This window comes from Paenibacillus gansuensis, assembly GCF_042684925.1.
GTDB classification, from domain to species: Bacteria; Bacillota; Bacilli; order Paenibacillales; family DY6; genus Paenibacillus_N; species Paenibacillus_N gansuensis.
The window spans coordinates 64,018-90,510 of sequence record NZ_JBHUME010000014.1 but is presented as its reverse complement, the minus strand read 5'-3'; the positions used below and the strand labels follow the sequence as shown (position 1 = coordinate 90,510).

Here is a 26,493-nt window from a genome sequence, read left to right as displayed (position 1 = left end):
ACCGTTATCCTCTCTCTCCGTCTACAATCGTGCTGCTTAGTTCATTCAACGCAATTCCTAAAATTTCATTGAGGTTTGCCTTTGGGTCCGTTAAGACAGTACTCAGATGATTGAGCACCCCCTCCAGTCGCTTTCGGTCTATGTGGCCCGATCGGGCAACTGAGATATACGGATGGTTACTCGGGAACACAGTTTCATAGTCGTAAAACAAGGACTCGCTTAACTTCTCACCAGGACGTATGCCCGTATAGACAATGGGGATATCTACATCAGGTTCAAAGCCGGCTAACCGGAGAAACGTTCTAGCGAGGTGATCGATTTTGACCTGCTCCCCCATATCTAGAACAAAGGTCTCGCCGCCTTCGGACATCACGCCTGCTTCCAACACTAATTGAACTGCTTCCGGTATGGTCATAAAATATCGTACCATCTCCGGGTGCGTAACCGTAATTGGTCCCCCTGCAGCTAGCTGCTTCTTAAATATAGGGATAACACTTCCCCTGCTTTCAAGTACATTGCCGAACCGAACGATGGAATACCGGGTACCTGAAGTTTCAGACAGGCTTTTTATAATAAATTCACCGAATCTTTTGGTGATCCCCATTACATTGACCGGGTAAACTGCTTTATCCGTAGAAATAAAAACGAACCGGTCCGTCCCGGATGCTGCAGCCGCTTCCGCTACAATTTTCGTGCCATAAATATTGTTTTTCACAGCTGAACTAACGTTAGTTTCCATAAGAGGAACGTGCTTATGCGCTGCAGCATGAAACACAATATCGGGTTTGTATTTGGCAAATAGATCAGCGATAAATGTACGGTCTTGTATATCTCCTATAACGCAGTCAACATTCACGTTGGGAAACCGCTCGAACAAATTCATCATGGTTGTGTGTATGCTATTCTCTCCGTGTCCGAACAAGATGATCTTCTTTGGGTTTACCTTGGCTGCCTGGCAGACAATTTCGTTTCCAATCGAACCTCCCGCTCCTGTAACCAGTATGATCTTGTCCTTTAGGTAGATCAGCGAATCTTCTTTGGGAGGCTGGATGATCTCTCGCCCTAAAATATCCTTCATGTCAACATCACGGATTTCTTTCACTGAAATCTTTCCTTGAATCCAATCCTGCATTTTGGGCAGAATCCGAATCTGCACTTGCGATTTCCTGCATATCGAAATGATATCGTTCAATTCCTTCTTCGGAGCTGAAGGCAGGGCAATAATGATATCCTGTATTCTATATTTCCAAACCAATTCGGGGATGTCTGCACGCTGTCCCGCGACAGGTATACCCAATATTTCGAACTTTTGCTTTGCGCGGTCATCGTCTGCGAAGGCAACAGGTGCATACCTGGCCCTCTCAGTATATAAGAGCTGCTTTGCGATCAAGGTTCCCGCCTCACCGGCACCTACGATTAATGTTCGTTTTTTTCCCGGGACTGATGATTTACGGAAGTCTTCATGTGACATAAAGAAAGCTCTTAATCCTGCAATTGTAACCAAAGAAGACATCCATAACATAAGATAGAACTCCAAAGGCGGAGCCACGGTCAGTATGATCAGGTTCGCAAGAAAGTAGAACAAAGAAGCAGCGGTGAGAGCACGCCCAATACGCATCAATCCCCCTATTTCCGCATAACGCCACAGCGTTTTATAGCTTCCCGACAAAAACAGGCTAACATAAGAAATGAGCAGGTATATTATAGTGGAGATCATAAAACTGCCTGTCATCTCTCTCGGTAGAGTTCCGTGCATATTGCTCATAAAGGAAATGAGCAAACAAACAAGCAGGAGAATCAGATCGATTGTAAGCAGAGCTATGCTCCTTTTTGGAAAAACCATTCTTTCCCTAACCTCCTATCCTCCTGATTCTTGAATCATAGTATTCAAAAGAGAGCGGTTCGTCTGGGATAATGAACTGTAAAAATAAATTTTGCAATACAATAGTCTAATGCACTCTCCTTCTCTACCTTGTGCGATTATAATGTACATAAAAAGGAGAGGTGGCTTCATTTGAAAGTGATGACTGTTATTGGGGCACGCCCCCAATTTGTCAAAGCTGCCAGCCTGAGCAGGGCGTTACGGCCTCATTTGCAAGAAATTCTTGTACACACCGGACAACATTACGACCGGAATATGTCAGCTGTCTTTTTTGATCAGCTGCGGCTTCCCGAGCCTGATTATTACTTGGGTATTGGATCCGGAACGCATGGCAGACAAACAGCCCGGATGTTGGAACAGATCGAGGAGCTTTGTCTTAAGGAACTGCCGGATCTCGTATTGGTTTACGGCGACACGAACTCAACGCTTGCAGGCAGCCTGGCGGCAAGTAAACTTCATATACCTATAGCTCATGTAGAATCGGGGTTAAGGAGCTTTAACCGGCGAATGCCGGAGGAAATAAACCGTGTTTTAACAGATCATTTATCTACACTCTTGTTCTGCCCTACGCAAGCTGCTGTGGCTAATTTGAAACGAGAAAGTATTACCAACGGGGTTTATCTATCGGGAGATGTAATGTATGACACAGTGCTTTATTACAAGGAAGTTTCCGGGAAACAAAGCAAGATTCTTCAAACGTTACGCCTGATACCAAAAACCTATTATTTGGCCACTATTCACAGGGCCGAAAATACAACCGATCGGAATTCTCTAGAACAAATGATCCTTACGCTTCAATCACTGGGTTACCCTGTAGTCATGCCGCTGCATCCCAGAACGAAAAAATTAATAGCAGACTTCCATTTAGACAGCCTGATAGACCCTTCGGTTCTGCGTATTATCGAACCCTTGCCGTACTTGGATATGCTGGCGCTAGAATGCCAAGCTAAATTGATCTTGACTGACTCCGGCGGGGTACAAAAAGAAGCTTATATGCTGCAGGTCCCTTGTATCACGCTGAGAAGTGAAACGGAATGGATTGAGACCGTCCAAGAAGGCTGGAATCATGTTACGGGTATGGTTTCGGACCAGGTACGGCAGACAATAGCAAACCTCACTGTTCCGGAGCAATCAGCTCCGGTTTTCGGACAGGGAGACGCATCCGAACGTATTGCTGAAGTCCTCTGCTCTTTCCTCACCTAAATACCAAAACCGCCCGGAACAAATGTCCCGGGCGGTTTGTATTGTTCCATTATTGGGTATCTGCAAAGTTAAGAGGAGACAATTCCTCTTGAACAAAACGGTGGACCGCATTCACCGCAACAATGGCAAGAGTTCCTACTGTTAAGACTACGCCTTGCGCTGTGAAGTCTGTAAATTGATCGTCGTTAGCCGTTGCTACCACTTCAAATACAACCCCCGCAGCCGCGGATGGGAACGGAAACAAGAAACCTCTTGAAGTTAATGGAGCAAGGGTTTGCGCTTGGGAATCATAGATTTCCGTTCTAACTCCTGTAGCAAGTGCGTAGCTGTAAACACGCATTCTAAAGATAGTCGAAGTACTGACGCTGGAGTTCTGAGCTTGCAAAACGAGGGCGTTGGATAGCAGCACTATACCAGCTACATCAGTAATCTCGTTTTGGTTAGTTTCATCTACAACAGCGAGTCCGGCAACTGCATTAAATACTTGGCCAGTTGTAAATTGTCTGAACGCCATTGAGTTCACCCCCTCTCTCTGTATCTGATTCTATCTTATGCATAATTGAGAGATTGGTATAAACGCATTGTCCGGTAAATTCACATAAAATCATATGAAATATTTTTTTCTAGCCATGCTTAGATGCTCATAAACAAGGAAAAGCCTTTTCTCCATGTGTTCCCAGCAATACCAGTTTTTCATAGCATTCCTGGCATTAACACTCATCTTTTGCAATCTTGTTCTATTCCTGTTCATATATTCAAAGGCCTCTGCGTAATCCTCGACAGTCGGATTTGTTTTGTTAATCACCAGGCCGCAATGGTGTGTCCGGATGATACGTTCCATTTCGCAGCATTTATTGACTACTACGGGAATCCCATTGTTCAAGTAACTGAAAAATTTATTCGGCAAAGCGAAGGTACGGTTAAGTGAGTTTGAAGTATCCAGGTGCAGCCACCCGATATCTGCATCTTTCATATGCTCAGGTATCTCATGATACTCCACCCAACCGGTTTGCTTTATATATCTGCTTATTCTCGAGGGCACGGGAAGGGTTTTCCCCTGGCGTGTTCCTCCAATAATCTTAAAAGTAAAAGGCATGGATTTAGAACATTGGAATACAATGCCAAAAATGAGTTCAGCATTACCTTTGTATCTAGTAATGTTGCCTTCATGACAAACGGTTAGCCCATTATCATCAAAGAGCTTTATGTGATGGTCTTGAGCGAATGGCGGAGAATTATATATCACTTCGACCGGAATATTAGGATTTCGGATGATATACCAGTTTTTAATGGCGTCAGAAACCGTAATAATGTAATCTACTTCCTTGATCATCCGGTCGAGCATACGCAGGAGTTTTTTCTTGTTTGCTGAATTTTGAACTGATAATGGATCCGGAGAAATCTCGTGACTGTCATAGATCAGCTTCACTTTCATTCCTTCTGCACTTAGCGCCCTTTTTATGCCTACAGCCGAATAAAGGGAGCTGAACTCGTGGGCATGATAAATATCTGCCTTTTGAGCAAGGCCGGTTTTAGTCAGTTCATTCTGAAAGCTACCCGTTTTATTGGATTTAACATTCGAGTACCTTTGGGCAAATGACTCTTTTTGTTCATGATAAGTAACAATCTTGATGCCTTCATACAAAAAGGAGGGCTCTAAAAAACGGTCTGTAAAAGGACTGCCGTCGATATCAAAAAGGTAACCGTTCTTCCTGGGAACTACTAAAGTCACGTCATAACCGCGTTTCAGCAGGCTTTTGGCTTCTTTTTTAAAAATCCGGGCATCTAAAAACGGATGATTGGCTACTAGCATGCAGACTTTTAGCTTCATCCAGATTCGCCCCTGAAACCTATTGAGGCAATACCGTAAAACGCATGAACTGCCTGGCTTATATAGGCCTGTTGCTCAATCGTCAATTCAGGGTACATCGGCAGGGCGAGTGCCCTTTTTGATATTGCTTCCGCCACGGGCATATCGCCTGGTTTATAACCTAGATGACTGAATGCCTTCTGAAGATGAAGTGGACACGGGTAATAATGTCCGGTAGAAACACCCTCCTTTTTCAAATGAGCTGCCAAGAGCGCACGGTGATCTGTCTCCGTAACATAAACATGGTATACATGACTAACACCGCTGCTGACATACGGAAGCCTGAGCTCCGTCCCGGCGAGCAAGCGGTGATAGTTTTCGGCCCTATGCCCGCGTGATTCGTTCCACGCATCTAATTTTCGTAATTTCAAACGAAGAATAGCGGCCTGGAGTTCATCTAACCTGCTGTTGTAACCTATCATGTCATGATGGTATCTCCGGGAACTGCCGTGAAGGGCTAACATTCTTATTCGTTGGGCGATCTGTTCATCCTGTGTGAGGATTAGGCCCCCGTCACCAACCCCCCCCAGGTTTTTGGTTGGGAAGAAGGAAATGCAGCCGGCATGCCCGATCGTTCCAACAGGGCGCCCTTTATAGTAGGCTCCCATAGCTTGGCATGCATCTTCTATTACTACCAATCCATGATTTCTTCCCAACTCCATAAAAGCATCCATATCCGCCGGTTGCCCAAAAATATGAACAGGTATGATTGCCTTTGTTCTGCAAGTGATTTTAGATTCGGTTAACTCGGGTGACAAATGATAGGTTAGGGGATCAATATCCGCAAAAATCGGTGTGGCTCCTACCCTTGCAATCGCTTCTGCCGATGCAAAGAATGTATAGGGCGAGGTAATCACTTCATCCCCAGGACCAATACCGAAGGCATGTAACGCAAGAATTAAAGAATCTGTTCCATTTGCCGTAGATATGGCATATTTGCTGTGGGTAAAGGCAGCTGCCTCCTTCTCAAAAAGGGTAACTTCCGGCCCAGAGACATAAACGCCGCTTTCCATAACCTGCCTGAATGTTTCCAGTATTTCCTGTTTCATGGAATCATGTTGTGCCTGCAAGTCTATCAGGGGAATCTTCATCATTTTTTGCTCACCTCAGAACTTTTTCCGTCCAGTTTATTACGAATAGGCTTCGCAGGAGCCCCTGCCACGGTTGTATGATCCGGCACGTCTCTTGTAACAACAGCTCCCGCCCCTACTACGGCATTCCTGCCGACACAAACTGTCGGGAGAAGGGTGGCATTATTACCAATACTAGCTCCTTGTTTAATATGCGGCCCTTTTAACGGGTAGGGGGATCGGCTCATATATTTGTCGTTAGAAGTAGACACTTCCGGTCCGATAAATACATCGTCTTCGATGAACATATCTGCCGTAATATAAGCGCCAGTTTGAATTACGCAGCTCTTTCCAACGACCGTACGGCATTCCACTTTGGCATTTCTTCCAATGATAGTGCCGTCTCCAACTAGTGTACTCTCCCGGATGCTTGCCAAATCTCCTACAAGTACCTCTTTTCCTAACCGTGTTCCAGCATAAATCACTGCTCCGTGACCAATCCGACTGCCGCTTCCAATGATAAGCGGGCCTTGCGCTGCCACACGCTGCTGTACCTTTGCTGTTTGATATGGTTGGCATCCTAACGTGGCTCCGCATCCTATGATAACGTCATCCATAAGGATCGTTTCCCTTGCTATGACCGTATGGTGCCCAATGGTCACGTTCTGACCGATCCTTGCCCCTTCTTCAATGATCACATGATTTCCGATGGTCACGTTTTCCCCGAACGTTACCCCATCTTCAATTATCACGTAATTTCCAAAAGTACAATTAGGATGGGAGCCCATCATATGCATCGTCCTTTCTATTTGATGTCGTTAGAACAGCTTATGAATCATTGGATATTATGTATTGGACATTTTGTAAAAATATGGATTACGTTGAGCGCAACACAAAAAAGCCGCGATTAACGCGGCAATTAATGAGAAGTAAAAGGGACCAATTGTCGTAAAATATAGGGTGGGAGTTTTTGGATTTTACTTACATATCGAATCCATGCTGCCAGATAGCCTTCGTATAAGCGACCCGCAGTCCTGCCTTCTGCAGATTGCGGAATGAAGTCGTACCGTATTCCGTCTGGGCGGCGACAAGTCTGCAACCGGAGCGAGAAGCATCCTCCATACGCTTTCGCAGCAGCGCGGTTTGGAGCCCTCTTCCCCTGTACGCTGGCAGCGTACCCGCCATGCCGAAGCACGCGACTCCTTCCAGCGAGATTCTCAGCATGGCGAACGCCGCTGCTTCCTCCTCCGCATAGCCGATATACAGTTTCCAATCCGGGTGGAGCAGCAGGCGGGAGAAGCTCTCCGCGTTCTCAGCAATATCTGCGGGCAGCTCCAGCGACCGGTGGAAGAGGGACGCGAAGATCGCATCATCCCCGGCCTCCGCAACTCGCACTGTCACCCCCGCCGGGAATCCGTCGCTGTCTCCAAGGGGAACGCCGTACATCGCGGTATGGAAGCCGATCTGGGAGAACCCGAGTCGGTGGAGCGCCCGCATCATCTCTTCCGACGTGAGGGATGGAATCAGATCGACGGCAACATGAGAATTGACTTCGCGGTAATACGAAAGTATATCGTCCATCCGATCGAGATCAGAGGGATTCCATAACCAAATTTTGTTGAAATCGGGCGGTAGGTCTCTTGCCCGGAGGGCAGCTGTGCGACTTCCGAACAGGCGCAATTCAACGCCGTAGGGATTTCCCTCCCTGCCGGCAATCGCCAGCATCCGGTCACGCATAACTTTATAATCGGCGGTCTCGATGAGCTCCGCCAACTCGGACGTTAGAATCGGTATGGACATAGGTGTTCATTCTCCTTCGAAGTGCCGAACGGCTTCCCGCACCCGGGAGGCCTGCAGCCTGATTTGATCCCATATGTAAAAAAAATCATAACCTTCCGGAATCTTTATAGATGATTTAGGATCTATATAAATTTCTTTAATAAGATCCTAGTCACCTTCTTTTATTGTAAGAGTTTGTTACTGTCTCTCATTGAAATACTCTTCAATGTTTATGACGAAAAAAGTTGAAGATAAAAAAGCGTAACCACACGATGGTACGTGCGGTTACGCCTTTTTCCTCTCATTCTTCCACCATTGCAACCGGACGAGCCCAGCCGGCACTCGCCTTTTCCACTTTAATCGGAAAGCAGTAGATTTTGAATCCGAACGGTTTCGGAAGTAGCTCCAAATTGGTCAGCTTCTCGATTTGGCAATATTCCCGTTCCTTACCGACATAATGCGCTGCCCAAAGCACACCTTCCCTAGGTTGCTTCTTATAATCTTCGGCCTGCAGATTGAGTGGAATATCCCATCCCCAGCCGTCAGTACCGACTACCTTTATGACTTTGTCCAAAAGCCACAGCGTAGCATCGGCGGATACTCCCGCGTGTAAGAAAGCATAATGTTCGTGGTAAAGCCGTTTATCCGCATCGGTACGAATAAGAACGATATCGAAAGGTTTCAGAGTAACTGGGTATCGATGGTTTCCTGTCTAAAAGCAAACATATCCCACTGCGTAACGAGCTGCAAAAAAAAGGTAAATACTTCTGCACCAAACTTTTCACTTTCCTGGGCCGTCATAGTTTCACGAGGCTTATTGTAAAGGAGAGTTTATTCATTCATGTTTGCTTCCCCTTCTTCAAAGGAAGTGCAGCAATGCATATTGCAACACAAAGATAATGCTTATCGTTTGGCATATACATACGTCAGAAATCCCAATGACGCGCTGGATATCATTCAAGAGGCCATTCAGAAAGCGTTAGCCGCCTCAAAATCCCTCAAAGATGTTTCGCATGCGAAGAGTTGGTTTTATCGCATCGTTATCAACACTGCGTTGGACTTTTTGAGAAAAAAGAAAAATGTTATGACGCTCGATGAAGAGACGCTAGAAACCTATGGGTTATGTTCAAAAGACACTTATCGGGACTTTGATTTGGAGCATGCGATGAATTTGCTCCCTCCCCTTTATCGAAGCGTAGTCGTGCTTCGCTACTTCGAAGACATGAAAATTGAAGAAATCGCCCTTGTCTTAAACGAAAATGTCAACACGATCAAAACGCGATTATACGAAGCTCTTCGAAAATTGCGCTTGTTCATGAATGATGAAAACTTGAATAAGGTGGATGGCAATGGTTAACAAGTTGACCGAATTGAAGCGACAATATAGTGAAATACCTGTCCCCGGGGAACTGGACCTTATTGTATATGAAGCAATTCGCAAGCAAGGTCAGAAGAAGACAAGACGTATTCGATGGATCGCTGCTGCGGCTGCAATGGCGACCTTGTTTATTTCCGCTTTAAACTTAAGTCCTACGTTTGCGTATGCGTCATCAAAATGGCCGGTCATCGGCCCCCTTGCTAAAGTACTTACTATCCGCGAATACAAGGTTGAAGAACCAACGTATAAAGCCCACATTCAAGTACCCGCGATAAACGATCTTGGAGACACGTCGTTAGAGCAACAGTTGAACAACAAATATTCTGAGGAGAGTAAGCGGCTGTACGATGAATTTATGGTGGAAATAGAAGATTTAAAGAAAGCCGGAGGTGGAGAAGCTGGCGTGGCAAGTGGTTATGTTGTCAAAACCGATACGGATCGCCTGTTGTCCATTGGACGCTATGTCACGAATACCGTAGGCTCTTCCTCCACCACGTTCAAATACGATACGGTCGATAAAGTGAACCATGTGCTCATTACACTGCCAAGTCTATTTATAGACGATCGTTTTGTTGAGATTATCAGTAACAACATTAAGGAACAAATGATAGCGAGAATGAAGCAAGACAAGAACTCGTTTTTCTGGGTTACCGGAAATGGCAAGCAAGAGTCGGACATGAATTTTAAGTCAATTGACAAGAATCAAAATTTTTACATTACTAATGACAACCAACTTGTCATCTCCTTCGATAAATACGCGGTTGCTCCCGGATCGATGGGCATCGTCGAATTCATAATACCAACGGAGATATTAGCTGATCATCTAATCAATCAAGAATACGTAAAATAATTCATTATCGGAGAAACCTTCCAAACTTTTAAGTGGGGCTGCCCGTCATAGCTACGTGCCTATCACAATAAGCTTACGGAGGTAATTTCCATGAAGAAGAAAACAGTTATCACTGCAGGGTTAACCGCAACCATGACGTTAGGGCTCGCAGCTGGTGTATACGCATCAGGGCAATGGACCCAAGTGAAGGCATTCTTACATCCGTCCGTACATGTCAATGTCGGCGGCAGTCAAGTCGAATTAAAAGATGAGGACGGCTCGCCATTGACACCGCTTGTTTATAACAATCACACTTATTTGCCTGTCCGCAGCGTAGCCGGGCAACTCGGTTACAACGTATATTGGGAAGGATCTTCTCAGACGGCATATTTTACTCCAAAAAGCGAGTTTCTCGAGTATCGAGCAGATGAGCAATTGATATTGGATAAATACGGCTACTCCCTGCAGATCCCATCGTCGTTTAGCGGCAAGCTCCGCCCGACCGTATGGCCAACAGAATCGATCGCGGACGGAATTAAATCCGGAGCATTGTCTGCGGGCGCACTTAGCGCGATCGACATACTATACTTGCCTCAGGATCCAGCATCTCCTGAAGCACGTGTTCTCGCTACTGTAGAGGTCATTGATCAGGCAAAATGGAATGCGAATAACCGTGATGCCAAAGACTCGGTATTGGGAACTAAAGGTGAATACGTGTACGTCCTGCGAGACGCGAAGAAGAATCCGTTTGGAGCAGGTACACCGGATCACGCAAGCTATAAGGCAATCATCGATCATTTGACAGCGAGAGGATATGAGTTAGTCCTCTCCCCTGCCGTTTCGGCAAGCGCGGATATCGTATCTAAAGTAATAGGCTCTTGGACCGAATCACGCAAAGGAACGGTAATGGAGTTGTCCGCAGACGGCGTTTTCTATCGTGCGGGCCAGGCGGTTGGGAACTACTTGATCATGGACTCGTCCCATATCCGTATCATTGCGGACAGGTCTGACAGTACGGTCGAATTCGTTGTAAACGGAGATACCCTTGAGTTAGCAGGTCAAACGTTCACTCGAAAAAAATAGAACACAATAACAAGAAGGGTACTCAATCCTAACGGGATCGGTACCCTTCTTATAACTTATAACCATAACCCTGCAATCAATATAGATAAAGCGGGTTTTCCTCATGAACCCTGGCATGAATGAATACAATGAAACGATGGCGGCGGGGAAATACATAAAGCCATCGTTAGTGAATGAGGAGGAGAACTGTTACATGCCGAACATGGTTTACATGATGACCAATATGGAAGTAATGAACCAAGTCGTTGCTTTCTCCAGGAACTTGAATGGAACCCTGACCTTTGCTGGTATATTTCCGACTAATGGAAAAGGGACCGGTATAAAGGGGATCAACCCTGTGGCCGCAAGCAGAGGAGGCATCGATCCCTTATCGTCACAGGGCGCACTAACGCTGTCACCCGACGGTCGTTTTCTTTTTGCCGCTAATGCGGGCAGTCATAGTATCAGTTGCTTCGTCCTAACTAATAACGGATTACCCATGCTCGTCGATGTTAAGCCTTCAGGAGGGGTTCAACCCAATAGCATTGCAGTATTCGGGAATCTTCTCTATATTGCCAACGCAGGGAATTTTGAGAATAATTATGGATCCAATATCTCAGGGTTTCGGATCGATCCAAACGGACGTCTTACCGCTATCCCCGGTTCCACCCATTCTCTTAGTCAATTTAATGCAGTACCATCGCAGGTTCTGTTCCATCCGGACGGCAGTAAAATCCTTGTATCCGAGATCACGACGAATCTTATCAGTGTATTTCATGTCAATCAAGACGGCACGGTTAGAGGACCTATCCTAAACGAATCTTCCGGAATACAGCCTTTTGGCTCTTTATTTTTATCTTCCGGTGTTCTTTTGGTTACAGAAGCAGAGTCCAACGCGCTATCTTCTTATTCCATGAACCGTAATGGACGTCTGAATGTGATAAGCGGCTCCGTGCCGACCGGTCAGAAAGCGACTTGTTGGGTTGCCGTGACAAAGGATGAACGATTCGCTTTCACGCCCAATACCTTGAGCGGCACGATAGCCGTTTACCGTATCGATCGTAACGGAGCACTGACATTCCTCCGTAATGTTGCCAGCACGCCCGAAGGGGTACCAACAGGCCTTCCTATGGATGTAGGCGTTTCTAAAGATGGACGTTTTCTCTACGCCCTTAACGGTAACCTGGGCACCATCTCCGTATTTCATATTCTGGACGAAGGCAATCTAGCCATTTTGCAGATTGCTGCCTGGACCACTACTCCGTATTTTGGATCACAAGGTCTAGCCGTCCTTTGATTAGCTGCGTCGGGAAAGAAACAGCCGCGATTAGCACGGCAATTCATATCCTTGTATTTTATTTGAACTCCGAATAAGGAACAATAAACGCCGGCATGCCATTGGCGTAGCTAGTGTATTCATATTGCGTGAAATAGATGGTCACCCCGTTATGGCTCAGGAAATATTCGCGGTTCGCCTCGATCGTGTGAAAAGGAGTTATCAATTCCAGACCGCGGCTTTTAATTTGTTCTTTGATATGTCTATTAATGATGGAGACATAATCGTCATTACCCGCGGCATTCTTAAGCGAAATCAAATCGCCCGTCAACAGATCAAACGTGTATGGAAACCGCGCCGTCAATCCGTGCGCTCCTCCCGTGTAAATATGATAGTCGACGTACATGCTCAGTTTTCCTTTCTCGTTATACGTAACTGTAAATCTGCCTTCTAATCTTGGCTGCCGAACGTCCGCCTTAGGATTTTCGGCCAATAGCTGATTATTCCCTTTCACGACCTGGTCCATTTCTTTTGATCCTGCCGCGATGTGCTTGTCAGCCTCTTGCTTCAGGAAAGCGTTAATTTTATTCTGAATGTCCGCTACTGCGTATCCTGAAATCACCGGATAGTAGACACTAAGCGACTTGCCGTCCCCGTCGGTTCCGATCTTTCTAGCTTGAATTTGCAAATCGTTTTCTTTTATCGCCCGGACCCCGACCTGCTTCGTACTATTCGTATACGTCACTTCGTAGCCCATCATCTCCAATAGGAAGCGAAACGGCAAATACGTCGTGTTGTCCTGGAGGATAACTTCAGGTCCAAAAATAGATTGGCCATTAAGGGTGATGGCTTTGGTTTTCATGTTAATTTTCATCGTCCGGCCGTTTCCCGATACTATTACAAGTTGGGCAGCCTTATCAAAATTGCTGGACAGCTGCAGAGCTGTATTCACATTCCGGAGGGCGATATAGGTCGAGCCGTCTTTATTAATCGTATTAATACTTGTTTTCTTTCCTTCGATGTCGAAAGGCTGCGCGATAATTTTATATTTTGCGGCAGGAGCTGCGGATGCGTGATCGACGGATAAGGAGTAAGCCTTGGGAGAAGCCAGTAAAGCTGCTGTAATCGCAATCGCAGCCAGCTGATTTTTCTTCTTGTTCGTTTTCATTTTTCTCTAACATCCCTTTCATAAGTTCACTCATACATTAAATTGAGAAGTAGATATACCAACTCTCTGTAATGTGAATAATGTCGCGGTCGTAAATAAACATAATTTTTCATAGCAACACTTGAATATAGCACTCGTAATCGTTCTTACATACATGACGTTGTGGCGGGCCAAATTGTTTTCGACGGTCAAGCTCCTCAAGTAAAAATGCAGCCCCTTATCCGTCTTGATAAGTGGCTGCATTTTCGTTAGCGCTGCGCGAATCCCGGAAGGGGTCCCGTTTAGAACGTTGCGGCAGCAGCGGCTGTTTTCTTCAAGCCGTTCTCGATAATGTCTTTAGCGCGATCTTGATATTGCGCATGGCCTTCGATGACGACGACCTCAGGCTGGTTGATCCCCCAAAATCGAAGGATAGCTTTCATGTAGTTTAAAGCCATTTCGATCGCTTGCATCGCCTCTGACGAATAATCGCCGCCGCGCGCCGTAAGCAGTACGACTTTTTTGTCGCCTACCAGGCCGACTACGCCTTCCGCCGTGTATTTAAATGTTTTTCCAACCTGTGAAAGATACGAAACATAGTTGATTAACGGCGCCGGAACGGTGAAATTCCATAGCGGGAACGCAAATACGATTTTATCCGAATCCAGGAACTGATTCATATAGTAGTTGGCGGTATCCGCGGCGACTTTCTCTCTGTCGGTCGCATCGATGCCTTGGGATTCTTTATATAATCCCGATAACATATCATTTCCGAAGTAAGGAAGGTTCTTCTCGAACAGATCCAATTCCGTGATCGTATCGTTAGGGTTTGCCGCTTGGTAGCCGGTCAGAAACTGATGATACATTTGGTTGCTGATCGCCACGTCAGACGGGCGGTCGTTGGATTTTACAAATAATACTTTTGCCATGTTGTTTTGCCTCCGATGTGTAATGTTTTTCGGCGGAGGTTGAAGCATTCGGCCTTCAAGCAGGCCTTACCAGCATTCCGCCCATGCTAAGTTTTTTGTTCGGACACTGTAGAGAGTGCCTGGGTTAAGTATACGTTCGAATCTGTTCGGCAGGAAGACGTTACATTTTCATAGACTAAGTTACTTTTATGTAACCTCTGCCAAAAAAAAACTGCCTCGATGCGCCTTTACGGCGCCGAGACAGCTTATATGGAAACAAGGTATCCTATCTTATGACTGAGTGACAGCTTCACTGCTCCGTTTGCGCATAAGTTGCTCCTCGTGTTTTATCCCCCATTGATGCATCAACTCGAGGATCGGCCCCAGACTTTGTCCGGTTTCGGTAAGCGAATATTCCACTCGCGGCGGAACGCTGGGATAAACGATGCGCAGAATGACATCTTGTTCCTCCAGATCTCGCAAATGCGAGATCAACATTTTTTTCGTAATGCCTGGAATGCTTTTTTGAAGCTCGCTGAATCGCTTGGTGCCTTGAAACAATAGGTAGAGAATGGAAACTTTCCATTTGCCGAAGAGCACGTCCAGCGCCGGCTCTACTACGCAGTCCTCGTGTGAATGATTTGCGGTCATTCTTGTGGCTCCTTCCCTGGTATCAAAAAAGTGACTTTGCCACTTAAAAGTGTCGTCTTCCCAAACTAAAAACTCGTACCTATAATAGCACATGTAACGAAATAATGCTTTTCAGAAAGGAAGAGCATTTAGGTCCTCGCCATATTCGCGTCAACTCCGTTAATCCGGGCGGTACCGAAACGGAGGGCGGACACGAACGCGGCTCCGTACATTATTGACCTTATCAATCGGACTCCACTAGGACGGCTCGGTCAACCGGAGGATATTGGTCTCGTCGCCACGTTCCTCGCATCGGACGATGTGAGATGGCTGACAGGCGGGGTTCTTCTCGTATCCGGCGGCTTACGTCCTTAAATATAGGCTTAACATGAGAGACACGAAATATGCTAATCGAATATCAAAATGAAGGTGCCTCCTGATGAACCGGGACAACTACAAAGTTGTCCGGTTCCATCCCGGAGACATTTCGCCGTTCCAAGCTCGTTTACGCAGAGTAATTCATCATACGCCACATCGTAACCGAGAAAGATATCTCTCATGTTGACGGGGATGAGGGGCTCCCCAATTTTGTGCCAGACTTAATTACTAGCCTCCCTCCTGCTGCGCAGCATGGATAACATCCAAAGAAGCAAGGGAATTCCTGTCATAATGATGGGATACAGGTAAGGTACGGCCACCTTCATCGCAGCATTGCCAGTGGCAGTGCCATGGCTGTAAAAATCAGCGCATTGCGTCTCCACTTTTCCGAAGTTGTCCATTGTGCCGTTCCATAGCTCAATACGAATAAATACAAGGCGAGTTTAATAAAAATACTCATAATCCACAGTGCAACGACGATCGCATCGAGGCTTTCAATAATCCCTGCAACGGAAAGGGAACGGACTACCATCAGAGCAGGATAGGGAAAACGGGCCCTACCAGCTCGCTTATTCGTCCTATCACCGATAATCCCGACAAAGTGAGATATAATACGCCAGCGGCCATAAGCAACATGACCATAGAAATAGGCGTTTCCGGAAGGATGGTTGCGATAATAAACGTGCTGAACTGGCGGATTATCGCTATGTAGATGCAGAACCAATACAGAAGGTAGACAACAATGACAAGTCCCCCAATCCACTTGCCTAACAGACGCCGGACGAACTGGATAAACGTTTGGCCAGGGTGGCACATGCTAAGGCGGACATTGATATACACAACAGCCAGTCCAAGCAGGATTGCCAGCAATACCGAAACCCAGGCATCCTGATGGGAAGCGGCCACAGTGCCTGAAGTAGTCAAAAGAACAGTCATTACGACCTGCATGCTGGTCAACATCCACAGCAGCTGCCTGCAGGTAATCGCCATTGCTTTCACTCCCTTTCTGCTTCCAGTTTATCCGCTGTTCGGCTGATGTTCGATATGCCCGGCGTCCGGAGAATGGTATTTACTTTTACAGTTACCGGCATACGTTTATGAACATGCTAAAAGCAAACCTTTCCCACCGAGCATAGTCTGCGGCAACCAACCTCAATCATGAAATTGATCATCGGAAAATGGCTATTATTCTAAATTGCCTACACGATGGCCTAAATGAAGCTCGAAATCGCCTCGTTGACCAAGGCCTCGCGCAAACACCTTTGGCAATCTTTTTTGAGTATTATTCGACATGGCTCCGGAGATAAAGGCTGTTCGAGACTCCAGCATTTCTGAAGCGTCCGGGATGCCAGTACGATTAAGGAGCCTCTTGGCTTCTCTTAAAGTCTGTCTGTCAAACGACGATATTCTTCGAACTAACTCTTCCACAAATCCATCTAATTCCACGTCAGGAATCGCTCTGTTAATCCATCCATAGCGTTCAGCCGTTTGGGCATCGTAGTCATTACCGCTCAGGATAACCTCAAGGGCTCGCGCTCGACCCGCCAAGCGGGATAACATCTCATTGCCGTCGCCTCCAGGTACGACGCCAACGGCCACTTCAGGCTGTCCGAAGACTGCCCTTTCTTGACTGGCGAAACGCATATCACAGGCAAGTGCAAACTCGCTGCCGATTCCCCGGGCACGCCCACGAATTTCAGCTATGCTTACAACCAATGTATTGGAAAGACGAGTTGTGAAATCAATCCATGGCGGCAGGTCACTTTCTTTCGGGCTTTTTTGTTGTTCACCGGCTCGAGCCATGTCATAGTGCGCTATAAAATACTCAGGATCTGCACTGTCGAACACAACGACCTTCAGATCGGGGTCCGTCTCGATTTGATCCATGAGCGTTAGAAGCTCAAAAATGGAATCCGGATCTACGAGATTGATCGGTGGGTTATGAAATGTAATACGCCAGTAGTCAGGCATCTTGCGATTTACGGTAAATTGAGTATTCATATTCATGTTTAATCTCCTTTTTACTGGTGTAATTCTTTTCTAGAACGATCGTCCAAAAATAGGAATAAAAACTTCAACCATACTTAACCTTGACGGTATATTGGTGCTCCCAACGGAGATGCGCTTGCTCCCCCATCAACGGCAATTTCTGCTCCCTGTACATACGAAGAATCATCAGAAGCCAGGAACAAGGCAACTTTGGCAACTTCCTCAGGAAAGCCCATACGGCTAAGAGGAATCGTACGCGCATGTGCAGCCTCCAGTTTTGCTATTTCATCAGGTGTTGACTGTTTCCAAATTGGTGTATGCGTTGCCCCTGGGACCAGAGTGTTTACACGGATTCCCCGCGGCGACAACTCAGAAACTAACACTCTAGCCATGCTGCTGATAGCTCCTTTACTCGCCGCATAGGCGGATCTTTCCGGCGCGCCATCGGTTGCACGCGTTGAGCCGGTCAATATAACCGAAGCTCCTTCCTTCAGGTGTGGCAGAGCGGCTTGCACAGTGAAAAAAACTCCTGTTACGTTAACCTTAAGCACTTCTTCAAAAACTGAAAGCTCTGTACCCCCTACAGGTGTAGGAGCTGCAATGCCGGCATTAGCGAATACGACGTCAAGGCTTCCGAAGGTTGCTATTGCTGCGGACACCGCATTTTCCATGCTTGCTGGATCGGCTGCATCCGCCTGAATCGCAAGGACGTCGGAGCCAAGCTCCTCTGCCGCCGATGTCAACGTGGTCAGATTCCGGCCTGTTATAATGACCTTCGCACCTTCAATTACAAACAATTTTGCGCTTGCCAAACCGATTCCGCTATTGCCCCCTGTAATTAAAGCCACTTTCCCATCAAGTTTTCCCATATTTCCCTACTCCTTTACCTAATATATTTTATTATTAACAAATCAAAAATAACAATTCATTCCAAGACCGACATATTCAATTCAATAATTTGGCGTAATTTTTCTTTGTCCGTTATTGTCTTCACCATAACGCGCAGGCCGATTAATGCATTATTAAAATAATAAGACAACCATTCCGCATTGAGGTGCTCGGAAAATTCCCCCGATTGCTGGCCTTCCATAATGAGATCACGCAGTAACTGTTCTGTACGTGCCTAGTCCAAGTGAACCCAATCTTTGGCCTCAGCATCATGTTATGGCCAACTCAACCGCGGTATTGACTATGGAGCAGCCGTTAGGAAACTCTTCTCGCTGCCCGATTGCTGTTACAAACTTGGCAGAAAGGGTTTCAGCCATACTACGCTTATTTGCTCTAACATTTCACTATAGCGTTTCAATGCTTTGACATACAAGGATTGCTTATCGCCAAAGGTATCATACATGCTCCCTTTATGAATCCCCATATGTGCGATCAGCTCCTGAATGGATATATTAAGAACGATCGGTCAATAATTATTTTGACCAACCGTTCTTGATATGTGTGGTGCACCCTCACGAGTTATTTGAATCATAATGGGGCATTGCCAAATTGCCCAACTCCTGATTCTTTACCAAGCCGTCGCGCCGCCGTCGACGACGTAGTTGGCACCTGTGATATACGACGCCCGGTCAGAAGCGAGGAATACCGCAAGCTCTACGAGCTCCTCGGGTTGACCGAAACGCTTGAGAAGCGTCTTTTTAGTTATCGCGTCCCGAGCCTCCTGGTTGTCACCGAGATCGCGATCGCTGGCCGGAGTAAGGAAAGGCCCGGGACTTATCGCCACAGCACGAATCCCATGGCGCGCACCTTCAAGCGCGAATTGTCGCGTCATGGCGATAACGCCAGCTTTCGCTGCGCTGTGCCCGACCATCGGAGGAGTCTCTCCGGCAATCAGACCTGCCATGGACGCGACGTTGATGATGACGCCGCCACCGCGCTGTACCAGGTGAGGCCATGCGAATTTCGATACAAAGAAGGGAATGTCGAGTTCGCCAGTTATGGTCCTCCGCCAGTCATCAATAGAGAAATCGGGCATCGGACCGAAGTATTGTATAGCCGCGTTGTTGTAGACGACATCAAGCCCTCCATAGGAAGCCACAGCATGCTCAACCATCTCCCGCGCTTGTTCGGGGTCCGTAAGATCAATCGGTGCGACACCAGTCATCTCACCGCCATAGCGGCGTACCAGTTCAACCGTCTCGTTGTTGGCATTAACATTGATGTCAGACCCGACAACCATTGCGCCTTCTCGCGCAAAGGCCTGCGCCGCGACGCGCCCCAGACCTCCTCCTGTACCTGTGACCAGCACGATCTTCTTGTCAAGTTTTCCCATAGTGTGAATCCTCCCAGTCCGTAATTTGTCCGGGGGGACTACTGATCGACTGCCAAAGTGGAATTCTTTCCTGCAGAGACTTACTCAGTGGCTATAATCTCCGCCCCGGTACTAAGTACTATACGCCTACCATTACCACTTGTTAAACACTTAATCAATACACATTATCATATAATTCATGTATAATAATTTCTAAAACTGAAACGATCCGAACTATGGAGGGAACTCATGGAGCTGCGACAACTGCGTTATTTTGTAATGGTAGCCGAGACTTTACACTTCGGACGGGCGGCCGAGCAGCTGCACATTGCCCAGCAGCCACTGAGCTTTCAGATCAAGCGGCTGGAGGAAGAGATAGGCGTTGAATTGTTCAAGCGCACGACCCGTTCGGTTGCACTCACGCCGGCAGGTGAGGCACTGCTGGCAGACGTGCGGGTTGGGCTTGGCCGGATTGACCGTGGTGTGGAAGTAGCACAGAGAATCGCACGTGGCGAAGGCGGGAAACTGCACATTGGATACACCAGTAACAGCTTATACAGCGTCATGCCGCCCATCGTGCGCCAGTTTCGAGAACGCTTCCCGCAGTTCGAGGTTGTGCTGAATGAGCTTGCCTCGCCTGCATTGGAACACAAGATCTTCAGCGAAGAAGTTGACGTCGGCATCTTGTTGTTCACTGGCGCGAGGGTGTCTGGATTGGCGTATGAAACGATCGATCATGAACCAGTGGCGATTGCGCTCCCCAAAAGCCATCCCCTGGCCGATCGGGCGAATATTGCACTACACGAACTGGCTGACGAACCTTTTGTGATGTTTGCGCGCAGTGCAAATCGCCAGTTGTTCGATGATTTTATTGCGCTTTGCCACCTTGCTGGGTTCAGTCCCAGAATTACCCAGGAGGCGGCCACTGAGTCGGCTATAATCGGCCTGGTGGCGGCGGGGGTAGGGGTGACGGTGGTTGCCAGCAGCCTCAGCCGTGTTCGACCGGATGAAGTCGCCTACCGGCAACTTATCGACCCACCCCTGACCGTTGAGGTGGCGGTGGTTTGGAAGGAGGAAAAGCAACCGCCGTTGCTGCAGGAACTACGTCAGATTGCGCGGGAGGTCTCACAGAGGGCTGGCCCGTTCTTGTCCTGACAAAAAGACAAGGACATATAAGCAAAATTTGTCACTTTCATGTTGTGTTTCGCAAAAATGCCGATCGTACCGTCCCGAAACTGATCCAAGATTGCTTGCATGCGGCCGGGCACTACTTGGTATATGCGCAGTTCGTATAGCATGGATGCCATTTTGAAGTTATTCCATAATTGCCCGCAGGCTAAAGCCTGTCTCACCCATTCGGCGTGAAAGTCCCCACCGAGTCAGTTACTGCTTCTGGGGATCTCGCCTGGGCCTTAAACGGTGCGTCGCCCGATCCCGAGCGGCAAGCTGACTGCGCCCAGGAAGACGATGACAGCAGCTCCGACTAATGCGGTGTGGTAGCCGCCGTTTCCCGAAATTAACAGACCCGCAATGAGCGGTCCGAAAATTTGCCCCAAGCCAAAGAAAGTGGTTAGCAGACCAATGATTTTCCGGTTATTTTGCGGATACAGACCCTTGGCATAACCGACGGAAAGTGTCGTGATTCCCATGAAGGTCGCGCCGAACAGAAGCGCGCCGGCAACAAGGGTCGCGGTGAACGGAATAAGTACAATCACAATGCCGATGGATTGAAGCAGCATCGCGACGGTCAACATACGTTTCTTTCCCCACTTGGAGGCAAGCATGGACCAGGCAACGCACGATGGTGCCGCGGCAATGCCGACTAAGATCCAGCTGAGCGATGCAATATTCGGGATATTGAATATTGTTTTGGCAAAGTCTACAAGATAGGTACCGGTCACCACGTAGCCCAAGCCTTCTAAGCCATACGCAACCATCAGCCAGATCAGGATCCTCCGCAGCGCCGAAGGATGATGACTGGGAGGAACATTTATCGTGTTCCGGTCCGTGTGCGGCTCCCGCAACGACATCCAAGACGCCAGACTGAGGATCATACTCATCACGCCAAGTCCCTTCCACGCATGAATCCAATCTCCCAACAGCGGAACGGATAATCCGGCCAGCAGAATACCCATGCCTACACCTCCATAATAGACGCCTACTTGGAGCTGCGATAGACGTTCCAATACGATGCTGGAAGCGATGACAAACACGACCGCGCTGGCGAAGCCCGACAGAAACCGAAGTGACAGCCAGCCATCGAGGTTGAAGGATTCACCCATTCCCCAGGTGGTCGCCATGCTTACGAGTAAACCGATCAGCAGCAGCTGCGATCGGTTTTTTATCTGAATCAGCGTCAGTACGAGTGCCCCGATCAAATAACCCAAATTATTGCTTGCAGCCAGATATCCGGCACCCGCGGCGGAGAACAGATCGTGATCCAGCATCAGCGGCAGGATCGGGGTAAAAGCGAACCTTCCGATTCCCATCGCCACCATTAACGCGGCTATTCCTCCGAGCAAAACAATAACTTTATTCTTCCCCATGCGTTACCTCCTATCTCTGCTCTTGACGCCTATAGATCATACACTGATTTCTGTTATCTTGTATAATATAGAATCATGATGATCGATATCAATAATTCAGATAGGAAAGTTTGGGGAAGAGATTCAACAATAGATATTTGATTGCCAAAGTGTTATTAACAACGGCGCAGGAAGGCAGCATATCAAAAGAAGCGCAGCCCCATTCCATTCCCAATCTTCAACATGGTATTTGAACCGGGTCTGCGCTAACTTTATCACGATGTTACTCGATCAATTGTTTCAATCTGCTGCGCTGAATATGAGTCACCTTTCCCCTGGAAAGCTGCAGCAGACCCTCGTTTTCCATCCCCTTTAAGGCTCGGCTTATGACTTCCCTTGCAGTACCAAGCTCGATGGACATCGTGTCGTGTGTCGTTGCGATGGCATCCGAGTTTTCCGACGTTCTCTCGTACAAATATTCTGCGATGCGCGAACGAATCGATTTGAAATTGATGTTATCCAGCAGGTTGGACATGATGATGATCCTCCTGGCGAACATTTGGAATATAAACTGGCGAAAGTTCTTGTACTTGTCCATCCATATCCGAAAAATCCCGATCGGAAGAAACAGAAGCGTTGTTTGCTTTTCGATGGCTGCAGACGCTTCATACTCGCTCTCCCCCAATATGCTGGACATCATTAGTGGGCAGCATTCGCCGTCATTGACCCGGTACAAGGTGACTTCCCTGCCCGATTTTCCGACCTTGTAGATCCGTACTGTTCCATCTAGAATCAGGGCCGCATGTTCCAAAATTTGTCCCTCATGAATGACTTCGGCGGGAGGCATGGACATGACCGTAATTCCCTCCATTCCCCAGTCCTCCGTCGAAATATCCTTCAAACTGGGAAACCGTGAGACAATGTATTGAATTTGTTCGTGTGAGATTTGCTCCATGGTGACATCCTTCCTCCTGCTCTTTTCTTGATATTAGTTCTTTCCATCATAGTCTTACAATGTCATGTTTACTGTGACGTTGTCACATAAGTAATCGGGATTATAGGTGACAAAGTTACGGTGGAACGATATTGCTTTTTGCTACTATCGGAGTTGTGAGCTCAACAAAAACATTCAGGAGGTACACAGCATGAACTTAATAAAAGGTAAAAAAATGATCGTTCTAGGATTAGCCGCGGTGACCCTGCTTGGTGCTACGCTTGTCAACAACCAGAATATTGCAAGTGCAGGCTCGAAGGAAACCCTGGTTCCGGTACATGAAACACTGGTCAAAAAGTATAAGATCATTTCCCCTCGGATCGGCTATAATACGAAAACCGGCTATATTCAAATAGACGGCCAAGATGCCTTTAAAGCGAAAAAATCCGCTAATGGCAATAGCTATGTTGCTCCGGAGACGATCAAGGCAGCGGTAGAAAAAATCAAAAAGTCGGAAAAGAAACTAACCTTTGTTCTCGTTCACGGTGCATGGGCAGATGCCAGCTTCTTTGACGAAACGGCGGCCGAGCTTCGCCAACAAGGTCATACAGTGTACGTGCCGGAATATCCGGGCCATGGCAGCTTGAAAGATATGAAGAATGCAACGCACGAGCAAATGACGAATGCCGTTGCTGATTACATTAAGAAAAAGAATTTGACAAACATCGTATTGCTTGGCCACAGCTTCGGCGGCACGATCATTGCGAAAGTAAGCGAGCAGATTCCGGAACGCATCAGCCGTCTTGTATTCTTTGACGCCTTCGTTCCTTTGGACGGCGAAAGCTTGGCCGACCAGCTGCCTGCGCCTGTCCAACAATCGTTCGCTAAATTGGCCGAGGATTCCAAAGACGGGACGATCATGCTTCCATTCCCGTTGTTCCGGGAAGCCTTCGCAAACACTGCCAGCCTGGAAGAAGCCAAAGCGATGTACGCAAACATTTCTCCCGAACCGGCTGGTCCCTTGGTTCAAAAGTTGAATCTGAAAAAGTTCTACAGCCTGCAAATTCCAAAGAGTTATCTCTACCTTACTGAAGACAATGTACTTCCTCAAAATGAAGACTTTTCGTGGCATCCAAAACAATCCGGACGTCTAGGGTTCTTCCGTTACATTGAAGGCCGTGGCGACCATATGACCACAGTCCATAAGGAACCGGAAGAGATTGCTGAAAAATTCGTCCAGGCTGGCAGAGAGTAAAATTTCACACCAATCACGTAACGAAACAACAAAAAGATGAGGCTTCCCTCATCTTTTTTTGTTGTCTATTACCTTACTTGCTAGTACTATACTCACCTTATACTTCCACGTGTATACGGATTGCGTTGACAGTAAGAATAATGTGACCGTTCAAGTTCAGACCCGATCGGACCGGCACTCAAAGCAGCCAAACAAGACAGATGGATTTCCATGTTAGCCGGCGGATTGATCGGAGTTTGCGTGGGTCTCCTGATGGCAAAAATCAGTTTGATGTATCCGGATAAAACCTTAGTTCAGTTTTCCGAGATCATTTTCGGAAAATGGCTCGGTATATTACCATGGAATATACCGAAAAACTGTGGGTACCTTATATTTTTCCGATCTTCATGGTGGGGATTCCACTTCTTATGTTCGTTGTAGGCAGTATGCGCCGTAAAAACTTCACCAAACATGGAAACAACGACAACCGTGAATGATTGTCGTCGTATGTCAAAACTATAGATACCCTCTACCATAAAACAAATTCTCGAATTTATATGCAAAAACTTATTTAAGAAGGAGTATAGGATAGACTGGCGCTAAATGAGAGTTGGGTGACATCAGCTGCAGAGGGATCAGTACTAGCAAGCGTCCTTACACGAATGCCAATACGATCACCCTCAGATACTACTAATGTTCCGCCAACATTTCTATTCGTTGCGGTACGGAAACCGGTTGGGTTACCAGGTGTAATGACCGTATTCGGAGCTCCGAATCTAACCGAGCTAGTCAGCGGAGTTGTCTCGTAAGGTGATGAAGCATGATCAATCCCATTGTTAGGATTTGACGGTGCGCGGAATACTGTAAAATCATATTGAAGACCAAGAGTATTTATTGAAACCCCGGAAGCAACCAATAGATCTGCACTTATTTGTAAATCTTGAATGGTACCATCATAAGGAATTGGGAAAGCAAAACCACCTGCCTCGGGGGGCATTGTTGATTCTCCGGAAGCGTCAATAACTTCAACCGTGCTACTGCCAAAACCCATTAGAATCGGAGCAGCAGATACTACAGTGGCACCACTGAGGATGATGCCCGTAGAAAAAGGAATTAATCCTCCACCTCCAGGTCCTGTTGGTCCTGCGGGCCCTGTTTCTCCTGCGGGCCCTGTTTCTCCTGTTGGCCCTGCCGGTCCTGCTGCCCCCGTCGCTCCTGCTGGACCTGCGGGTCCTGCCGGCCCTGTTTCTCCTGCCGGTCCTGCTGCCCCCGTCGCCCCTGCCGGCCCTTCCGGTCCTGCCGGCCCTTCCGGTCCTGCTGGCCCTTCCGGTCCTGCCGGTCCCGCCGGTCCCGCCGGTCCTGCAAGCCCTGCTGCGCCAATGGCTCCTGCAAGCCCCGCAATTCCTTGAGGTCCCAAGGCTCCCGCAATTCCTTCGGGTCCAAGCGGACCGATTGCACCTATAAGTCCAGCAACTCCTTGGGGTCCAAGAGCTCCAGCAAGTCCTTCAGGGCCGATTGCGCCAATGGCTCCCGCAAGCCCTGCAAGTCCTTGGGGTCCAAGTGCACCTGCGAGTCCTTCGGGTCCAAGTGCACCAATTGCTCCTGCAAGCCCTGCCCCCCCTTGCGGTCCAAGAGCTCCAGCAAGTCCTTCGGGGCCCAGTTCGCCAATGGCTCCTGCAAGCCCTGCAAGTCCTTGGGGTCCAAGTGCACCTGCAAGTCCTTGAGGTCCAGCTTCCGCGATGGCCCCCCCAAGTCCTTGAAGTAACTTTTGACCTGTTGGTCCTGGAGGTGAGGTTACCCGCACTATTTTTTTAATAACTCGAATACAGCGTTTCTTTCTTTTTCCTTTTGATGGGCAAACAATTACTGTTTTCTTCTTACACCGTTTCTTTTTATCCGTATGCTGATCTGTTGATCTATGAGATCCCGGGTGTTCATTGGGGCATGTTTCTCGCGCCTTTTTAATAACTCGAATACGGCGTTTCTTTCTTTCTTCCTTTGATGGACAAACAATTACTGTTTTCTTTTTACACTGTTTCTTTTTATCCGGACAACTCAACAACGACACCTCCCTATATAGATGGTTCAGTGTACGTGAGTTGTTTGCATTAGGCATGGACAAATATCCGGCTATTGGCT

The 26,493-nt window shown here is 47.4% G+C and carries 28 protein-coding genes and 1 pseudogene; 9 read left to right on the top strand and 20 right to left on the bottom strand.

Going from position 1 to position 26,493, the window contains the following annotated elements; translation table 11 throughout:
* Nucleotides 1–4: 4 nt before the first annotated feature.
* Nucleotides 5–1,843, bottom strand: coding sequence for a polysaccharide biosynthesis protein (locus ACFSUF_RS20780; protein WP_377606167.1), 1,839 nt, complete (start codon nucleotides 1,841–1,843; stop codon nucleotides 5–7).
* 171 nt (nucleotides 1,844–2,014) lie between these two features.
* Here ACFSUF_RS20780 and wecB point away from each other — a divergent pair, with 171 nt between their 5' ends.
* The gene (gene wecB / locus ACFSUF_RS20775; RefSeq protein WP_377606165.1) at nucleotides 2,015–3,085 is read left to right on the top strand and encodes a non-hydrolyzing UDP-N-acetylglucosamine 2-epimerase; all 1,071 of its coding nucleotides are present in this window, start codon (nucleotides 2,015–2,017) and stop codon (nucleotides 3,083–3,085) included.
* Between the two features lie 49 nt (nucleotides 3,086–3,134).
* Here the strand turns inward: wecB and ACFSUF_RS20770 are convergent, their stop codons facing one another.
* The 6 genes and pseudogenes from ACFSUF_RS20770 to ACFSUF_RS20745 form a co-directional block, all read right to left on the bottom strand.
* Nucleotides 3,135–3,599 (bottom strand): hypothetical protein, encoded by a 465-nt coding sequence (locus tag ACFSUF_RS20770; RefSeq protein WP_377606163.1) that lies wholly within the window; start codon nucleotides 3,597–3,599, stop codon nucleotides 3,135–3,137.
* Nucleotides 3,600–3,689: 90 nt separating this feature from the next.
* Complete coding sequence (locus tag ACFSUF_RS20765) at nucleotides 3,690–4,916, bottom strand: glycosyltransferase (protein ID WP_377606161.1); 1,227 nt, start codon at nucleotides 4,914–4,916, stop codon at nucleotides 3,690–3,692.
* Nucleotides 4,913–6,049 (bottom strand): DegT/DnrJ/EryC1/StrS family aminotransferase, encoded by a 1,137-nt coding sequence (locus ACFSUF_RS20760; RefSeq protein ID WP_377606159.1) that lies wholly within the window; start codon nucleotides 6,047–6,049, stop codon nucleotides 4,913–4,915. Before ACFSUF_RS20760 ends, ACFSUF_RS20765 begins: the two co-directional genes overlap by 4 nt.
* Complete coding sequence (locus ACFSUF_RS20755; RefSeq protein WP_377606262.1) at nucleotides 6,046–6,813, bottom strand: N-acetyltransferase; 768 nt, start codon at nucleotides 6,811–6,813, stop codon at nucleotides 6,046–6,048. The genes ACFSUF_RS20760 and ACFSUF_RS20755 overlap by 4 nt, the downstream gene beginning before the upstream one ends.
* 193 nt (nucleotides 6,814–7,006) lie before the next feature.
* Nucleotides 7,007–7,825 carry a GNAT family N-acetyltransferase gene (locus tag ACFSUF_RS20750; RefSeq protein WP_377606157.1) on the bottom strand — a complete coding sequence of 273 codons (819 nt, stop codon included), beginning with the start codon at nucleotides 7,823–7,825 and terminating at the stop codon, nucleotides 7,007–7,009.
* A gap of 280 nt (nucleotides 7,826–8,105) precedes the next feature.
* Nucleotides 8,106–8,489, bottom strand: a pseudogene (locus ACFSUF_RS20745) (cyclase family protein); the annotation flags it as partial.
* 156 nt (nucleotides 8,490–8,645) lie between these two features.
* On the opposite strand from ACFSUF_RS20745, the gene ACFSUF_RS20740 reads away from it, so the two are divergent.
* The 4 genes from ACFSUF_RS20740 (at nucleotide 8,646) to ACFSUF_RS20725 (ending at nucleotide 12,370) form a co-directional block, all read left to right on the top strand.
* Complete coding sequence (locus ACFSUF_RS20740; RefSeq protein ID WP_377606155.1) at nucleotides 8,646–9,161, top strand: RNA polymerase sigma factor; 516 nt, start codon at nucleotides 8,646–8,648, stop codon at nucleotides 9,159–9,161.
* On the top strand, nucleotides 9,154–10,032 hold the full coding sequence (locus ACFSUF_RS20735) for an RsiV family protein (protein WP_377606152.1): 879 nt from the start codon (nucleotides 9,154–9,156) through the stop codon (nucleotides 10,030–10,032). The genes ACFSUF_RS20740 and ACFSUF_RS20735 overlap by 8 nt, the downstream gene beginning before the upstream one ends.
* Nucleotides 10,033–10,122: 90 nt before the next feature.
* A complete protein-coding gene (locus tag ACFSUF_RS20730) occupies nucleotides 10,123–11,094 on the top strand; it encodes a stalk domain-containing protein (RefSeq protein ID WP_377606150.1) in 972 nt (323 codons plus the stop codon).
* Nucleotides 11,095–11,287: 193 nt separating this feature from the next.
* Entirely contained in the window at nucleotides 11,288–12,370 is a 1,083-nt protein-coding gene (locus ACFSUF_RS20725; RefSeq protein ID WP_377606148.1) for a lactonase family protein, read from the top strand.
* Nucleotides 12,371–12,428: 58 nt separating this feature from the next.
* On the opposite strand, the gene ACFSUF_RS20720 is transcribed toward ACFSUF_RS20725, so the two are convergent.
* From ACFSUF_RS20720 to ACFSUF_RS20710, 3 genes are all read right to left on the bottom strand, one after another.
* Entirely contained in the window at nucleotides 12,429–13,517 is a 1,089-nt protein-coding gene (locus ACFSUF_RS20720) for a PdaC/SigV domain-containing protein (RefSeq protein ID WP_377606146.1), read from the bottom strand.
* A gap of 281 nt (nucleotides 13,518–13,798) precedes the next feature.
* Nucleotides 13,799–14,473, bottom strand: coding sequence for an FMN-dependent NADH-azoreductase (locus ACFSUF_RS20715; RefSeq protein ID WP_377606144.1), 675 nt, complete (start codon nucleotides 14,471–14,473; stop codon nucleotides 13,799–13,801).
* A gap of 222 nt (nucleotides 14,474–14,695) precedes the next feature.
* The gene (locus ACFSUF_RS20710; protein WP_377606142.1) at nucleotides 14,696–15,055 is read right to left on the bottom strand and encodes a winged helix-turn-helix transcriptional regulator; all 360 of its coding nucleotides are present in this window, start codon (nucleotides 15,053–15,055) and stop codon (nucleotides 14,696–14,698) included.
* A 141-nt stretch (nucleotides 15,056–15,196) separates the two neighbouring features.
* Here ACFSUF_RS20710 and ACFSUF_RS20705 point away from each other — a divergent pair, with 141 nt between their 5' ends.
* Nucleotides 15,197–15,409 carry an SDR family oxidoreductase gene (locus tag ACFSUF_RS20705; protein ID WP_377606260.1) on the top strand — a complete coding sequence of 71 codons (213 nt, stop codon included), beginning with the start codon at nucleotides 15,197–15,199 and terminating at the stop codon, nucleotides 15,407–15,409.
* 224 nt (nucleotides 15,410–15,633) lie between these two features.
* Here the strand turns inward: ACFSUF_RS20705 and ACFSUF_RS20700 are convergent, their stop codons facing one another.
* From ACFSUF_RS20700 to ACFSUF_RS20675, 6 genes are all read right to left on the bottom strand, one after another.
* Nucleotides 15,634–15,813 (bottom strand): hypothetical protein, encoded by a 180-nt coding sequence (locus ACFSUF_RS20700; RefSeq protein WP_377606264.1) that lies wholly within the window; start codon nucleotides 15,811–15,813, stop codon nucleotides 15,634–15,636.
* Complete coding sequence (locus ACFSUF_RS20695; RefSeq protein WP_377606140.1) at nucleotides 15,735–15,944, bottom strand: GerAB/ArcD/ProY family transporter; 210 nt, start codon at nucleotides 15,942–15,944, stop codon at nucleotides 15,735–15,737. The genes ACFSUF_RS20700 and ACFSUF_RS20695 overlap by 79 nt, the downstream gene beginning before the upstream one ends.
* Complete coding sequence (locus ACFSUF_RS20690) at nucleotides 15,944–16,402, bottom strand: GerAB/ArcD/ProY family transporter (protein WP_377606138.1); 459 nt, start codon at nucleotides 16,400–16,402, stop codon at nucleotides 15,944–15,946. Before ACFSUF_RS20690 ends, ACFSUF_RS20695 begins: the two co-directional genes overlap by 1 nt.
* Nucleotides 16,403–16,597: 195 nt before the next feature.
* Nucleotides 16,598–17,419, bottom strand: a complete 822-nt coding sequence (locus tag ACFSUF_RS20685) for an enoyl-CoA hydratase/isomerase family protein (protein WP_377606136.1) — start codon at nucleotides 17,417–17,419, stop codon at nucleotides 16,598–16,600.
* 77 nt (nucleotides 17,420–17,496) lie between these two features.
* Nucleotides 17,497–18,270, bottom strand: a complete 774-nt coding sequence (locus ACFSUF_RS20680) for an SDR family NAD(P)-dependent oxidoreductase (protein WP_377606133.1) — start codon at nucleotides 18,268–18,270, stop codon at nucleotides 17,497–17,499.
* A gap of 647 nt (nucleotides 18,271–18,917) precedes the next feature.
* The gene (locus ACFSUF_RS20675; RefSeq protein WP_377606130.1) at nucleotides 18,918–19,682 is read right to left on the bottom strand and encodes an SDR family NAD(P)-dependent oxidoreductase; all 765 of its coding nucleotides are present in this window, start codon (nucleotides 19,680–19,682) and stop codon (nucleotides 18,918–18,920) included.
* A 228-nt stretch (nucleotides 19,683–19,910) separates the two neighbouring features.
* On the opposite strand from ACFSUF_RS20675, the gene ACFSUF_RS20670 reads away from it, so the two are divergent.
* Complete coding sequence (locus tag ACFSUF_RS20670; RefSeq protein WP_377606127.1) at nucleotides 19,911–20,816, top strand: LysR substrate-binding domain-containing protein; 906 nt, start codon at nucleotides 19,911–19,913, stop codon at nucleotides 20,814–20,816.
* Here ACFSUF_RS20670 and ACFSUF_RS20665 read toward each other — a convergent pair.
* The 3 genes from ACFSUF_RS20665 to ACFSUF_RS20655 all read right to left on the bottom strand — a co-directional run bounded on the left by ACFSUF_RS20665 (nucleotide 20,768) and on the right by ACFSUF_RS20655 (nucleotide 23,141).
* A complete protein-coding gene (locus tag ACFSUF_RS20665; protein WP_377606258.1) occupies nucleotides 20,768–20,959 on the bottom strand; it encodes an NIPSNAP family protein in 192 nt (63 codons plus the stop codon). The genes ACFSUF_RS20670 and ACFSUF_RS20665 overlap by 49 nt on opposite strands.
* 114 nt (nucleotides 20,960–21,073) lie before the next feature.
* Nucleotides 21,074–22,207: a YbfB/YjiJ family MFS transporter gene (locus ACFSUF_RS20660; protein ID WP_377606125.1), complete on the bottom strand. Its 1,134-nt coding sequence runs from the start codon at nucleotides 22,205–22,207 to the stop codon at nucleotides 21,074–21,076.
* 262 nt (nucleotides 22,208–22,469) lie between these two features.
* Nucleotides 22,470–23,141, bottom strand: a complete 672-nt coding sequence (locus ACFSUF_RS20655) for a Crp/Fnr family transcriptional regulator (protein WP_377606122.1) — start codon at nucleotides 23,139–23,141, stop codon at nucleotides 22,470–22,472.
* A 190-nt stretch (nucleotides 23,142–23,331) separates the two neighbouring features.
* On the opposite strand from ACFSUF_RS20655, the gene ACFSUF_RS20650 reads away from it, so the two are divergent.
* Together ACFSUF_RS20650 and ACFSUF_RS20645 are read left to right on the top strand one after the other, a co-directional pair.
* Nucleotides 23,332–24,375 carry an alpha/beta hydrolase gene (locus ACFSUF_RS20650; RefSeq protein ID WP_377606120.1) on the top strand — a complete coding sequence of 348 codons (1,044 nt, stop codon included), beginning with the start codon at nucleotides 23,332–23,334 and terminating at the stop codon, nucleotides 24,373–24,375.
* Between the two features lie 165 nt (nucleotides 24,376–24,540).
* The gene (locus ACFSUF_RS20645) at nucleotides 24,541–24,795 is read left to right on the top strand and encodes a GerAB/ArcD/ProY family transporter (RefSeq protein ID WP_377606256.1); all 255 of its coding nucleotides are present in this window, start codon (nucleotides 24,541–24,543) and stop codon (nucleotides 24,793–24,795) included.
* 130 nt (nucleotides 24,796–24,925) lie between these two features.
* Here ACFSUF_RS20645 and ACFSUF_RS20640 read toward each other — a convergent pair whose 3' ends face one another.
* The gene (locus ACFSUF_RS20640; RefSeq protein ID WP_377606118.1) at nucleotides 24,926–26,158 is read right to left on the bottom strand and encodes a hypothetical protein; all 1,233 of its coding nucleotides are present in this window, start codon (nucleotides 26,156–26,158) and stop codon (nucleotides 24,926–24,928) included.
* Between the last annotated feature and the right edge of the window lie 335 nt (nucleotides 26,159–26,493).